Origin of the sequence: uncultured Nocardioides sp. (assembly GCF_947488025.1) — a bacterium.
GTDB lineage: Bacteria > Actinomycetota > Actinomycetes > Propionibacteriales > Nocardioidaceae > Nocardioides.
This window is the reverse complement of record NZ_CANKYS010000020.1, coordinates 22,528-36,386: the sequence shown is the minus strand read 5'-3', so window position 1 is coordinate 36,386 and position 13,859 is coordinate 22,528. Positions and strand designations below refer to the sequence as shown.

Annotated in this window: 10 protein-coding genes; 8 read left to right on the top strand and 2 right to left on the bottom strand. The window is 73.5% G+C overall.

Annotated features, from left to right (window positions below; all coding sequences use genetic code 11):
* Positions 1 to 73 precede the first annotated feature (73 nt).
* The gene (locus Q1B24_RS20955) at positions 74 to 433 is read right to left on the bottom strand and encodes a hypothetical protein (protein WP_299932557.1); all 360 of its coding nucleotides are present in this window, start codon (positions 431 to 433) and stop codon (positions 74 to 76) included.
* A 146-nt stretch (positions 434 to 579) separates the two neighbouring features.
* Between Q1B24_RS20955 and lpdA the strand changes: the two genes are divergently transcribed.
* From lpdA to Q1B24_RS20935, 4 genes are all read left to right on the top strand, one after another.
* On the top strand, positions 580 to 1,956 hold the full coding sequence (gene lpdA, locus Q1B24_RS20950; protein WP_299932553.1) for a dihydrolipoyl dehydrogenase: 1,377 nt from the start codon (positions 580 to 582) through the stop codon (positions 1,954 to 1,956).
* 57 nt (positions 1,957 to 2,013) lie between these two features.
* A complete protein-coding gene (gene sucB, locus Q1B24_RS20945) occupies positions 2,014 to 3,984 on the top strand; it encodes a 2-oxoglutarate dehydrogenase, E2 component, dihydrolipoamide succinyltransferase (RefSeq protein ID WP_299932550.1) in 1,971 nt (656 codons plus the stop codon).
* A 251-nt stretch (positions 3,985 to 4,235) separates the two neighbouring features.
* On the top strand, positions 4,236 to 7,745 hold the full coding sequence (locus Q1B24_RS20940) for an ABC transporter ATP-binding protein (RefSeq protein ID WP_299932547.1): 3,510 nt from the start codon (positions 4,236 to 4,238) through the stop codon (positions 7,743 to 7,745).
* A 40-nt stretch (positions 7,746 to 7,785) separates the two neighbouring features.
* On the top strand, positions 7,786 to 8,676 hold the full coding sequence (locus Q1B24_RS20935) for a TIGR01777 family oxidoreductase (RefSeq protein ID WP_299932544.1): 891 nt from the start codon (positions 7,786 to 7,788) through the stop codon (positions 8,674 to 8,676).
* Here Q1B24_RS20935 and Q1B24_RS20930 read toward each other — a convergent pair.
* Positions 8,622 to 9,242, bottom strand: a complete 621-nt coding sequence (locus tag Q1B24_RS20930) for a hypothetical protein (RefSeq protein ID WP_299932541.1) — start codon at positions 9,240 to 9,242, stop codon at positions 8,622 to 8,624. The genes Q1B24_RS20935 and Q1B24_RS20930 overlap by 55 nt on opposite strands.
* A gap of 153 nt (positions 9,243 to 9,395) precedes the next feature.
* Here Q1B24_RS20930 and lipB point away from each other — a divergent pair, with 153 nt between their 5' ends.
* From lipB to Q1B24_RS20910, 4 genes are read left to right on the top strand one after another with little or no spacing between them, the layout of a single operon-like run.
* A complete protein-coding gene (gene lipB / locus Q1B24_RS20925) occupies positions 9,396 to 10,148 on the top strand; it encodes a lipoyl(octanoyl) transferase LipB (RefSeq protein ID WP_299932538.1) in 753 nt (250 codons plus the stop codon).
* A gap of 57 nt (positions 10,149 to 10,205) precedes the next feature.
* Entirely contained in the window at positions 10,206 to 10,679 is a 474-nt protein-coding gene (locus tag Q1B24_RS20920) for a (2Fe-2S)-binding protein (protein WP_299932535.1), read from the top strand.
* 1 nt (position 10,680) lies between these two features.
* The gene (locus Q1B24_RS20915) at positions 10,681 to 11,688 is read left to right on the top strand and encodes an FAD binding domain-containing protein (RefSeq protein ID WP_299932532.1); all 1,008 of its coding nucleotides are present in this window, start codon (positions 10,681 to 10,683) and stop codon (positions 11,686 to 11,688) included.
* On the top strand, positions 11,685 to 13,838 hold the full coding sequence (locus tag Q1B24_RS20910; RefSeq protein WP_299932529.1) for a xanthine dehydrogenase family protein molybdopterin-binding subunit: 2,154 nt from the start codon (positions 11,685 to 11,687) through the stop codon (positions 13,836 to 13,838). The genes Q1B24_RS20915 and Q1B24_RS20910 overlap by 4 nt, the downstream gene beginning before the upstream one ends.
* Positions 13,839 to 13,859: the final 21 nt, after the last annotated feature.

The following is a 13,859-nucleotide window of genomic DNA, read 5'->3' as shown; positions in this document are numbered from 1 at the left end:
GTCGTTCAACACGGCAGAACGCGACATGCGTCAACAATCCCGGCCATCCCCGCCGATCTTTGGGAGACACGCCCTAGATGCCCTCGGCCTTCCTGCGCCGGTTGTAGTCGCGCATGCGCTGCGGCACCCCGACCACCGCGGCGTCGTACGACGGCACGCGGTTGCGGTTGGCGAAGTCGTGCGCCCACTTCACGCTCGGCACCCGCCGGCGCGTCCACTCACCGTCGTGGGCGACGAGGAGCAGCGTCACGTCGTTGACGGCCGTGCGCGGCTCGACGAACCCCTCGACCCCCTGACGGCTGGCGACGAACGCCTCGAGGTGTCGTGCGTCCTCGCTGTCGGAGGCGCGCACCCGCGTCGAACCGGTGCGGGTGGCGTCCTGCGCCGGGGCACTGGTGCGGCCCTTGCGGCGGAATCGGTCGAACAAGCCCATGGCGCACATTCTGCCGGGACGTTCCTCATCGCGCTCGCCGATCGCCTGAACGGCCCACCCGACCCGGTGTGGACAGCGTCGCGAAGAGTGCAAAGATGGACGCGCTCCGAGGTGGTCGGTGCGAGTCGAGCGTGTGGAGGGAATCAGTGGCGGACGGTGAGTTCGACGTCCTCGTCCTCGGGGCTGGTTCGGGCGGATACGCCTGTGCCCTGCGAGCGGCCCAGCTGGGCCTGAGCGTCGGGTTGGTCGAGAAGGGCAACCTCGGAGGCACCTGCCTCCACGTGGGCTGCATCCCGACCAAGGCCCTCCTGCACGCCGCCGAGGTGGCCGACTCGGCCCGCGAGGCTGCGCAGTTCGGCGTGAGCGCCACCCTCGACGGCATCGACATGACCGGCGTCAACGCCTACAAGGACAAGGTCGTCGACCGCCTCTTCAAGGGCCTCACCGGGCTGATCAAGTCGCGCGGCATCACCGTCATCGAGGGCGCCGGCACGCTGACCGGTCCCCGCGAGGTGACCGTCGACGGCACCGCCTACACCGGCAAGGCCGTCGTGCTCGCCTCCGGCTCCTACAGCAAGTCGCTCCCCGGTCTCGAGGTCGACGGCGTCAAGGTGCTCACCTCCGAGCACGCGCTGCGCCTCGACCGGGTCCCGAAGTCCGCCATCGTGCTGGGCGGCGGCGTGATCGGCTGCGAGTTCGCGAGCGTGTGGAAGTCCTTCGGCTCCGACGTCACGATCGTCGAGGCCCTGCCGCGGCTGGTCGCCGCCGAGGACGAGGCCGCCTCCAAGGCGCTCGAGCGCGCCTTCCGCAAGCGCAAGATCAGCTTCCTCACCGGGACGCCGTTCCAGAGCGTCAAGCCCACCGACACCGGCGTCGCCGTCACCGTCGAGGGGGGTGACGTGATCGAGGCCGAGATCCTCCTCGTCGCGGTCGGCCGCGGGCCGTCGACCGACGGCCTCGGCTACGCCGAGCAGGGCATCGAGATGGACCGCGGCTTCGTGCTCGCCGACGAGCGGTGCCGCACCAACGTCGAGGGCGTGTACGCCGTCGGCGACATCGTGCCCGGGCTCCAGCTCGCCCACCGCGGGTTCCAGCAGGGCATCTTCGTGGCCGAGGAGATCGCCGGGCTCGACCCGCGCCCGATCGACGAGGCCGGCATCCCGCGCGTGACGTACTCCCACCCCGAGATCGCGTCGGTCGGCCTCGACGAGGCGAAGGCGCGCGAGCTCCACGGCGACGCCGTCACCACCGTGACCTACGACCTCGGCGGCAACGGCAAGAGCCAGATCCTGCAGACCCAGGGATTCGTCAAGCTGGTCGGCCTGGTGGACGGCCCGGTCCTCGGGGTCCACATGGTGGGCGATCGCGTCGGCGAGCTCATCGGCGAGGCCCAGCTCATCTACAACTGGGAGGCACACGCCGACGACGTCGCGCCGCTCGTGCATGCCCACCCCACCCAGAACGAGGCCCTCGGCGAGGCGCACCTCGCGCTGGCCGGCAAGCCGCTCCACGCGCACTCCTGAAGCACCTCCTCGAACCACCCCGAGAATTCCCCAACCACACGCGAGCGAAGGAACCACATGGCCTCCGAAGTCACCCTCCCCGCACTCGGCGAGTCCGTCACCGAGGGCACCGTCACCCGCTGGCTGAAGCAGGTCGGTGACACGGTTGCCGTCGACGAGCCGCTGCTGGAGGTCTCCACCGACAAGGTCGACACCGAGATCCCGTCCCCCGTCGCGGGCACGCTGCTCGAGATCAAGGCCGAGGAGGACGACACCGTCGAGGTGGGCGCAGTCCTGGCCGTCGTCGGCGAGGAGGGCGAGTCCGCGGGCGACGCCTCCGACTCCGCTGAGCCCGAGGCGCAGCCCCAGGACGAGGGCGAGTCGGAGAAGAAGGCCGAGCAGGAGGAGCAGGTCGCCGAGGAGACCGGCGAGCTCCCCGACGGTGACGAGACCCCCGAGTCGGAGAAGGACGACGCCCCGGCCCAGTCCGAGCCCGCCGCCGAGCAGGCCTCGTCCGGCGACTCGTCCGGCGGTGGCGGTGGCGGTGGCGGTGGCGGTGGCGGTGGTACGCCGGTGACGCTGCCCGCGCTGGGTGAGTCCGTCACCGAGGGCACGGTCACCCGCTGGCTCAAGCAGGTCGGCGACGACGTCGCCGTCGACGAGCCGCTGCTCGAGGTGTCCACCGACAAGGTCGACACCGAGATCCCCTCGCCCGTCGCCGGCACGCTGCTGGAGATCAAGGCCGAGGAGGACGAGACGGTCGAGGTCGGCGCCGAGCTCGCGATCATCGGCTCGGGCGACGCCTCCGGCGGTTCGTCGGAGCCCCAGTCCGCCGAGGCGCAGCCCAAGGACGACGCCAACGCCGAGAAGAAGGCCGAGCAGGAGGAGCAGATCGCCGAGGAGAAGGGCGAGCTGCCCGCCGGCGACGAGACCCCCGAGTCCGACAAGCAGGACTCCCCCGCCGCGTCGCAGGAGTCGGAGCAGCCGAAGGAGACCGAGCAGCCGAAGCAGGCCGAGCCCGAGGCCAAGGGTGACGCGCCCTACGCGCCGGCCCCGGCCTCGTCGGGTGGATCGACCGGCTCCTCGGAGGGTGGCCGCGACCAGTCGGCGTACGTCACTCCGCTGGTGCGCAAGATGGCCGACCAGCACGGCGTGGACCTCGGGTCGGTGCAGGGCACCGGTGTCGGTGGACGCATCCGCAAGCAGGACGTCCTCGACGCCGCTGCCGCTGCCCAGCAGGCTGCCGCTGCTCCGGCCGCTGCCGCTCCTGCCGCGGCCCCCGCGGCTGCCGGCGCCCCGCCGGCCGCTGCCGCTCCGTCGTCGGCCTCGCCGTCGCCGCTGCGGGGCACCACCGAGCCGCTCTCGCGCCTGCGCAAGGTGATCGCCTCGCGCATGGTCGAGTCGCTGCACGAGTCCGCCCAGCTGACGCAGGTCATGGAGGTCGACGTCACTGCGATCGCCCGTCTCCGCGAGGCGTCCAAGGCCGACTTCCTGGCCCGTGAGGGCGTGAAGCTGACCTACCTGCCCTTCTTCGCCAAGGCGGCGATCGACGCGCTCAAGCTGCACCCCAAGCTCAACGCGGCGATCGACAGCGACAAGGGCGAGGTGACCTACTACGACCGCGAGAACATCGCGTTCGCGGTGGACACCGAGAAGGGCCTGCTGACGCCGGTCGTCAAGGAGGCGGGCGACCTCTCGATCGCCGGGCTGGCGAAGAAGATCGCCGACGTCGCCGAGCGCACCCGCACCAACAAGATCACGCCGGACGAGCTGTCCGGCGGCACGTTCACCATCACCAACCTCGGCAGCTTCGGGGCGCTCTTCGACACCCCGATCATCAACAAGCCGCAGGTCGCGATCCTCGGCCCCGGTGCCGTGGTCAAGCGCCCCGTCGTGATCGACGACCCCAACCTGGGCGAGACGATCGCGGTGCGCCACATGGTCCACCTGTCGCTGACCTACGACCACCGCCTGGTCGACGGCGCCGACGCCGGCCGGTTCCTGCAGGAGGTCAAGAAGCGCCTCGAGGCCGGACAGTTCGAGGTCTGAGGCCAGTCGCCCGGAGCGAAGCGACGGGCGACGTGGGCCGAAGAGGTTGAGGGACCGGCGCCCGGCGAGCCTGCGAGCCGGGCGCGCCGGTCGTCTCGAAACCCCCTGAGGACAACCGCCAGCCTTCACGACGACGCCCCGCCCGCACTCCGCGGGCGGGGCGTCGTCGTACGTCCGGACGGTCGCTCGGGTCACACGAAAATCGGGCGCGCGATGTCGGTGCCGCCACGTAACGTCCTGTGTTTGTGACGGTGACCGGGACGCAGACGCAGACAGCACCGGCGACCACGTCCGCGACCGAGGGCCTGGCGCCGGGGCGGGTGCCGGTCGACTGGCGTCGCGTCCGCCGTCCGCTGACCTATCTCTGCTTCTCGATGTCACTGATGGGTGCCATCGCGGCTTCCCTCGGCTCGATGGTCGCCGGACGGCTCGCCGACGACCCCACCCAGTCGCTGCTGGCCCTGCTCGCGCTGTGCGTCGTGGGCGGCGCGGTGATCGACACGGTCGCCAAGACCATCTGGGCCACCATCTGCGACCGCGCCGAGGGCCAGCTGCGCGCCGACCTGCTCGACGCCGCAATGGCACAGCCGCTGTCGGAGCTCTCCGAGCAGGCCGTGGGCGAGGTCCTCGACCGCATCGACGACGACACGTGGGAGGTCGGCCAGCTGATGCGCTGGGGCGTGTGGCAGGCCGCGCGCACCTTCCTCGCCTCCGGCCCGCTGTGGGTGGTCGCGTCCCTCACCTGGTGGCCGGCCGCCTTCCTGTTCCCGCTGACCGCGGTCGTCACCTACCTCGCGATCCGCCGGCTGCTCCCGCAGATCGCGGAGCGCAAGGTCCTCGAGGAGGCCGCCTGGACCGACCACGCCGCCTCCACCGAGGAGGGCGTTGCCGCGCGCGACGACCTCCGCACGTCGCTCGGCCAGGCCCACGTGCTGCGCCGCAACGCCCAGCTCGCCGCGGTCGTCCACCGCACCCTCGACGCGGTCCTGGCGATCGAGGTGCGCGTCACCCGGCGCAGCGGCGGGCTGCTCCACGGAGCCCTCGCCGCCGTCGGTGTCGTCGGCGTCGCACTGGTCCTCTCCGGCGACCTCACGACCGCGCGCCTGGTCACGCTCTTCCTGGTCACCACGATGTTCGTCGGCGGCGTCGACATGCTTGCCCGGCACCTGCCCGACCTCCAGGAGGGCTTCGGCGCCGTGATCCGGCTGCGCGGCATGCTCGCCTCGCCCGCCGAGCCGACGGGCGGGCTCCCCGTCCCCGACGGACCGCTCGACGTCGAGTTCCGCCACCTCGAGTTCAGTTACGGCACCGGGCCGTTCGCGCTCCGCGACGTCGACCTGCTGCTGAGCGCCGGGCACACCTGCGCCCTTGTCGGTCGCACCGGGTCGGGCAAGTCCACCCTCGCGTCCTTGCTCTCGCGCGCGGTCGAGCCGCCGCGCGGCATGGTCTTCCTCGGTGGCGTCGACGTCCTCGACCTCGATCTCCAGCAGCTGCGCTCCGCGGTCGGCGTGGTGACCCAGCGCACCGAGGTCCTCGCCGGTTCCCTGGCCGACAACATCGCCCTCTTCGACGACGTGCCCCGCGCGGTCGTCGAGGCGGCGGTGGCCGAGCTCGGCCTGACCGAGTGGGTCGTCGGGCTGCCCGCCGGGCTCGACACCGTCCTCGGCCCGGGCGGCACGAGCCTGTCCGCCGGTGAGGAGCAGCTCGTCGCCTTCGCCCGCCTGCTGGTGCGCGACGTCAGCGTCGTGGTCCTCGACGAGGCCACCGCCCGCATGGACCCCGTCACCGAGGCGCGCGTGGTGCGCGCGGCCGACCGCCTGATCTCGGGCCGCACGGGCATCCTGGTCGCGCACCGGCTCTCCACCACCGAGCGCGCCGAGCAGGTCGCCGTCCTGGAGTCGGGTCGGGTCGTCCAGCAAGGACCGCGCGCACGACTCGCTGCCGAGGACGGCCCCTTCCGTGAGCTCCTCGCCGCCGCGGCCCACGAGGCGGTCGTCGAGGAGCACCACCACGACGACTCCGCCATCGGCTCGGTGCGCCGCAGCACCACTCCCCCGGCGCCGCCGGAGCTCGTTCCCACGCCGAGCCTGGCCCGCCAGGTCCTCCACACCATCAGCATGCAGCCGCAGTGGGGTCTCCTCGGCGCGGTCCTGTTCCTCGTCTCGTCGCTGACCGGCGCCTTCGGCGCGGTGACGGGCTGGGTCTGGGGACACATCGTCACCGACCTCCAGGCAGGTCAGCGTCCCGGGTTGCTGGTCCTCGCCCTGGTCGCCTCCCTGCTCATCGGCCCCCTCCTCCTCGCCCAGGCGTTCCGCACCTACCCCCACTGGTGGGTGGAGGTACGCCTCCGCGTGCGCGCCGCCGTGCTCCACGGGCAGACGTCCCAGCGCCGGCTCCTGCGCACCCCACCCGGCGAGGTCGTGGCCCGCACGATGGACGCCGACCGGCTCGCGCGCTACACCGACCGCTGGGTCGACTTCGTCAACGGCCTGGTCATCGCAGCGGTGACCGCCCTCATCGCCCGCACGTGGGTCGCGGGCGCGGTCCTGCTGGCCGTGATGGTCGCCTCCGCCCTCGCCTCCACCCTGGGCCGGCGCGTCGCCGGACGCTCGGCCGCGGCCGCGTCGACCGCCCGGGCGCGGTTCGGCCAGTCGCTCGTGTCCGCGCTCGAGTCGGCACGCACCGTCAAGCTCGCCGCAGCCACGCCACAGGTCCACCAGCACCTGCGCGACGTCGACGGGGGCCGCGTGGACGCCGCCGTCCGCGAGCACCGTGTGCAGGCCCTGCTCGAGGGCGTCCCGGTCGTGATGGTCCAGTGCGGCGTCGTCGCGGCGTGGGGCGGGCTGCTCACCGGTCAGTGGGAGCTCGCGACCGCGCTGCTGGTCGCCAACGCCGTCAGCGGGTTCGACTGGTTCGGCCGGGTCGCCGGCACCGTCGTGACCGAGGCACCCGGCACCCGCGCCTGGATGAACGCCACCAGCAAGCTCGCCGGTGGCGGCGACCTGATGGACCTGCCGCCCGGCGTCGACCTCGTCCACGGCCTCGGCCCCGAGCCCACCACCCCCCACCGCGACCCGTTGCGCACCCTCGCGGTCCGCGACCTCTCCGCGGTGCACGACGACGGCACCGTCGGCGTCCACGGCGTCGACCTCGACGTGCGGGCCGGCGAGCTCGTCCTGCTGCTCGGCCAGGTGGGGTCGGGCAAGTCCAGCCTGCTCAGCGCGCTGGCCGGCCTCGTCGGCAGCACGGGCGAGATCCGCTGGAACGACCGTCTCGTCGACGACCCGCAGACCACCCTCCGGCCCGGACGCGTCGCCCACGTCGCGCAGGTGCCGCGGGTGCTGTCCGGCACGTTCACGGGCAACGTCGCGCTCGACCACGTCGACCGGACCGTGATGCCGGCGCTCGAGTCCGCGCGCATGGGACGCGACGTCCACGAGGCCGGCGGCCCCGACGCCCTCGTCGGCCACCGCGGCGTACGCCTCTCCGGCGGGCAGGTGCAGCGCCTCGCGCTGGCACGCGCGCTGGCGACCGACGCCGACGTGCTGCTGGCCGACGACGTGTCCTCAGCACTCGACGCCGCGACCGAGATCGAGCTGTGGCAGGCGCTGCGGGCCCGCGGCACCGCCGTCATCGGCGCCACGAGCAAGGCAGCGGCGCTGGCGCAGGCCGACCGTGTCGTGGTGCTCGACTCCGGCCGCGTGGTCGACGACGGGCCGTGGCACGAGCTGTCCCCCAGGTGGGCCCACCTGGCCGGCTGAACCCGCCTCGCACGCTTGGGCCGCGTGGTTGGGTGGTGGCATGCGCGTCGTCATCGCCGGGGCCTCGGGCTTCCTCGGGACCCACCTGTCCGACCACCTCCGGGTGCACGGGCACGAGGTGACCGCCCTCGTCCGGCGCGAGGCCTGCTCGGCGCACGAGTCCCGGTGGGACCCCGCTGCCGGCCGGGTCGACACCGGGGTGATCGAGGCCGCCGACGCCGTCGTCAACCTCGCGGGCGCCGCCATCGCCGGCAACCCGCACTCGCGGAAGTGGGCCCGCGAGGTGCTCGAGTCCCGGGTCTCGACCACCCAGTTGCTCGCCGAGACCATCGCCGCCTCCGAGCGCCCGGCGGCGTTCCTCGCCGGCAACGGCATCGCGTGGTACGGCGACCACGGCGCCGCGCCGGTCACCGAGGACACCCCCAGCACCGGCGACGCCTTCCTCACCACGGTCTCCCACGAGTGGTCGGCGGCAGCCGACCCGGCGCGCAAGGCGGGTGCTCGGGTGTGCGAGCTGCGCACCTCCCCCGTCATGGACCGGACCTCGCCGCCCCTGAAGCAGCTGCGCCTGCTGTTCCAGGCCGGGGGCGGCGCGCGGCTCGGGTCGGGCAAGCAGTTCATGCCGATGATCTCGCTGCGCGACTGGATCGGCGCGGTGAGCTACCTCATCGAGTCCCGCGACGTCTCGGGCGCCTTCAACCTCTGCTGCCCGCACACGCCCACCAACGCGGAGTTCACCAAGGCGCTCGCCGGAGCCCTGCACCGCAAGGCCTTCCTCGCCGTGCCGGCCCCCCTGATGCGGGTGGCCGCCGGGGACCTGGCCCCCGAGCTCCTCGGGTCGGTCAACGCGCGGCCGGCGGCGCTCGAGCGCGCCGGCTACGACTTCGAGGACGAGGACGTCCGCGAGGTGCTGGCCGCCGCGCTGTCCTGATCGCGCACCTCCGCCACCAGCCAGCTCCCGTCCTCGCGGACCAGCACCACGCGCCGCGTGGACGGGCGAGCGACCGGCAGCGCGACCGGCTCCCCGGCCCCGACGGCCTCGGCCCCGACGACGCGGTCGGTGACCACCAGCTCCAGCCGCTCGGACGACCGCGCGTCCACGCGGAGGGCCAGCACCTGCGTCGCAAGCCCCTCGACCCGGAGCCCACGACGGCGGTAGTCCCGCAGCAGGCGCACGTCGGCCGCGCCCGCGCCGGACCCGTCGACGTACAACTCCTCGAGCGCCGCGACGTCACCCTCGGCCCAGGCGGCGGAGCGACGCTCGTCCCACGCCGCCAGTACCGCGGCCGGTCCGGCCCGCGCGGGCCGCGCCGCCGGCGCCGGCGGGTCCGAGCTGCCCGCGTCGAAGCGCGGGCGTGGCGGCGGATCGGGACGTGCCACGACGACCACCAGGGTCGCCACGACCAGTGCGCAGGCGACCGCGGTGAGCACGGGGAGCAGGCGTCGCGGGTCCACCACCCCACCCTCGCCGATCTCCTCGCCTGCTGCAGGCGTCATCCACAGCCCTCGTGTTCCCGCCCCGCCCCACCCCTCGCCCCGCCCCACCCGATATCTGAGGACGCCGCGTACGGGATTCGCCGCCCATCACGTCCACCGCGTCCTCAGATACCCGAGGCGGGGCGGGCGGCGCAGCGGCGTACGCTCGGGGGCATGTCGTCGGACCAGGTCGTCACGCCCGCGCTGGACTTCGAGGTCGCCGGTCTCGGCGACGACGCGGTCGACTACCTGGCCGCGTGGGACCTCCAGCGGCGGGTCCACGAGGAGGTCGTCGCCGGCTCGCGGAGCGCCACCGTGCTGCTGCTCGAGCACCCGCCCGTCTTCACCGCCGGCAAGCGGACCGACCCGCACGAGCGCCCGCTCGACCCGGGAGGCGCGGCGGTGATCGACGTCGACCGTGGCGGCAAGATCACCTTCCACGGTCCCGGCCAGCTCGTCGGCTACCCGATCGTCGCCCTGCCCGACCACGTCAAGGTCGTCGACTACGTCCGCCGGCTCGAGGAGGCGCTGATCGCGGTGTGCGCCGAGCTCGGCGTCACGACGGCTCGCATCCCCGGCCGCAGCGGCGTGTGGCTGCGCGAGGACGACCGCGGCCCCGAGCGCAAGATCGCGGCCATCGGCATCCGGGTGAGCCGCGGCGTGACCATGCACGGCTTCGCGCTCAACTGCGACGTCGACCTGGGCTGGTACGACCGGTTCGTCCCGTGCGGCATCGCCGACGCCGGCGTCACCTCGCTGTCGCAGGAGCTCGGCCGCGACGTCACCATCGACGACGTGCTGCCGAGCGTGCGGCAGCACCTCGCGACGTACCTCTCCTGGCAGCCCTACGAGGCCACCCCCGACTACGACGCCCGTCCCGAGCCCGGGCGCGGTCCGCGCATCCAGCTGGTGACGCCCGGCGGCTGACCCCGGCCCGCGCCGAGGGGTGGTGCGTCGGCGTACGGCATCTGGTTCGCTGGCGACATGAGTGGCGTGCCCGTGACCGTGACCGTCAACGACGAGAGCCGCTCGGTGGAGGTCGACCCACGCCGCTCCCTGCTCGACATGCTGCGGGAGACGCTGGGGCTCACCGGCACCCAGAAGGGCTGCGACCAGGGAGCCTGCGGAGCCTGCACCGTGCACGTCGACGGACGTCGGGTGCTCTCGTGCCTCACCCTCGCGGCGCAGGTCGACGGCCGTGAGGTCACCACCGTCGAGGGGATCGGCAGCGCCGACGCGCTGCACCCGGTCCAGCAGGCGTTCCTCGACTGCGACGCCTTCCAGTGCGGTGCGTGCACCGCAGGCCAGGTGATGTCCGCTGCGGCCCTGCTCGAGGAGGACGGGTGGGAGACCGCCGAGGACGTCCGCGAGCTGATGAGCGGCAACCTCTGCCGGTGCGGGGCCTACCCGCGCATCGTCGACGCGGTCCTCGCCGCCCGCGCTGTCCGGGAGGCCTGACGTGCGCCCCTTCACCTACACCCGCGTGGACGACGTGGCCACCGCCAGCGCCGCGGTCACGACCGACGCCGTCGCCCGCGCCGTCCAGGGACCCGGCGACACCGCCTTCATCGCCGGCGGCACCACCCAGCTCGACCTGATGCGCGACGGGGTGTGGTCCCCGGACGCCCTCGTCGACATCAGCCGGCTCCCGCTGAACGACGTGGAGCTCGACGACGGTGTGCTCGTGGTCGGGGCCTCGGTGACGATGGCCGACCTGGCCCGGCACCCCGAGGTCGTGCGCTGCGCGGTGCTGCGCGACTCGTTGCTGCTCGCCGCCTCTCCCCAGCTGCGCACCATGGCGACGATCGGCGGCAACGTCCTCCAACGCACCCGCTGCCGCTACTACCGCGACCCGACGGTGACCCAGTGCAACAAGCGTGAACCCGGCAGCGGCTGCGCGGCGGTCGAGGGCACCGCGCGCACCCACGCCGTCCTCGGCGTCGATGCCGGCTGCATCGCGCTGCACGCCTCCGACCTCGCGGTGGCCCTGGTGGCGCTGGATGCGCAGGTGCGCCTCCACGGCCCCGGCGGCCGCCGCACCATCCCGGTCACGGACCTGCACGTCCGCGCCGACGACGACCCCTCGCGCGACAACGTGCTGGGCGTCGGGGAGCTCATCACCCACCTCGAGATCCCCGTGCCGGACGCCCGCTCGGGCTACCTCAAGGTGCGCGACCGCGCGTCCTACGAGTTCGCCCTGACGTCGGCGGCGGTGGTCGCCCGGGTCGAGGACGGCGTGCTCGCCCACGTCGGCATCGGTCTCGGCGGTGTCGGCTCCGTGCCCTGGCGCGCGAGGCGCGCCGAGGAGGTGCTGCGCGGCCAGCGGGCGTCGATGGCGCTCTTCGAGGAGGCGGCGGCCGCCGAGCTGGCCGACGCCTTCACCGTCACGGGCACCGACTTCAAGCCCGAGCTGGCCCGCCGCACCCTGGTCCGGCAGCTGCGCGACGTCACGGAGGTGACCGCATGACCACCACGACGGCTGCCCCCACGACCGGCGTGCCCGTCATCGGCGCCGGAGTGACCCGCGTCGACGGACCGCTCAAGGTCACCGGCGCCGTGCCCTACGCCGACGACCTCGCACCGCGCGACGCCCTCGTCGGCGTGTTGGTCGGTGCCACGATCACCTCGGGCCGCGTGGAGCTCGTCGACACCACCGATGCGCTGGCCGCACCCGGCGTGGTCGCCGTGCTGTCGCACCACGACGCGCCCCGCGTCGTACGCCCGGACGAGGCGTCGTCCGACGAGCGCGCACCGCTGCCGCCGTTCCAGGACGCGGTCGTGCGCTTCCGCGGCGACTACGTCGCGATGGTCGTCGCCCAGACGCGCGAGGAGGCGCTGCACGCTGCCGACCTGCTGCACGTGACGTACGACGTCGACGAGCCGGTCGTGGACATCAACGACCCCCGGGCCGACCGGGAGGACGACGACCCGGCGGGCGCCGACAGCGTGCGCGGTGACCTCGAGCGCGGTCTCGCGGAGGCCGAGGTGGAGGTCGGGGCCGACTACGTCACCGGCGACAACACCAACAACCCGATCGGGCTCTTCGCCGCGAGCGCGGAGTGGGACGGCGACGCGCTGCACATGTGGGCCACCACCCAGTGGCCCTTCAACGTCGCGGACTGCCTGGCCGAGGCGTGGGGCATCCCGCGCGAGGACGTGCGGGTCGAGTGCCCCTACCTCGGCGGAGGGTTCGGCTCGGGCCTGCGGCCGTGGCCCTACATCCACGCGGCGGCGATGGCCGCGAAGGTCGTCGACCGGCCGGTGCGGGTGGTGCTGAGCCGCCCGCAGATGTTCACCGGGGTCGGCCACCGGCCCGAGACCGTGCAGCGCGTGCGGCTCGGCGCGCGCCGCGACGGCACGCTCACCGCCGTCGAGCACACCGCGACGATCCCGGTGGCCGTCGACGACGACAACCCGGAGAACGTGGTCTCCGGCACCCGCCAGGGGTACGCCGTCGAGCACCTGCGCGCCGACGTCGACCAGGTGCGCCTGCACATCTCTCCTCCGGGCTCGATGCGGGCGCCCGGGGAGGCGCAGGGCAACTTCGCCCTCGAGACCGCACTCGACGAGCTCGCCGTGGAGCTCGGCATCGACCCCGTCGAGCTGCGGCTGCGCAACGAGGCCGTCACCAACCCCGACCAGGACGACCTGCCGTGGTCGAGCAAGGCGCTGGACGAGTGCCTGCGCCGCGGCGCCGAGCTGATCGGCTGGGACGAGCGCGATCCGTCGCCCCGCGCGACGCGCGAGGGCGACCAGCTCATCGGCTACGGGATGGCGGCCGTGTCGTTCTTCTACTTCCAGGAGCCCTGCACGGTGCGCGTCGTCGTACGTCGCGACGGTTCGGCGGCGGTCCACTGCGCGGCCATGGACATCGGGACCGGCACCTACACCATCGTCACCCAGGTGGCTGCCGAGCGGCTCGGGCTCGAGGTCGGTGACGTCGAGGTCGTCCTGGGCGACAGCTCGCTGCCCGCCTCTCCCCCGGCCGGCGGATCGGGTCTGGCGACGGCCATCTCCAACGCCGTCGCGCTGGCCACCTCGGCGGTGCTGGCCGACCTGCAGCTGAGCGGTGCGCCTGGCCGCGAGGCGCTGGCGCGGGCCGTCGGCGACCGTGACAAGGTGACGGCGGAGGCCACGGCGGACAAGCCCGACCCTGCCGAGCTGGGGATGTCCCCGTCCGGTGCCTTCGGTGCGAAGTTCGCCAAGGTCCGCGTCGACGCCGACCTCGGCCTCGTGCGGGTCGAGCGGCTGGTGTCGGTCATCGACTGCGGTCAGGTGCTCAACGAGCGGACCGCGCGCAGCCAGGTGGTCGGCGGCACGGTCGGCGGCATCGGTCACGCCCTCCTGGAGCACACCGTCACCGACCTCCACGCCGGACCTCAGACGGGTCGCATCACCAACGCCCACCTCGCCGACTACCTGATGGCCGTCAACGCCGACGTCCCCGACCTCGAGGTCGAGTTCGTCGGCGGTCCCGACCGCCTCAACCCGGTCGGGGTGAAGGGAGTCGGGGAGGTCGGCCTGTGCGGCGTCGCCGCCGCCATCGGCAACGCCGTCTTCAACGCCACCGGCCGTCGCATCCGCCGCCTCCCGATCACGCCCGACCTGCTCCTCTGAACCGCACCGGGCGAAATTGGG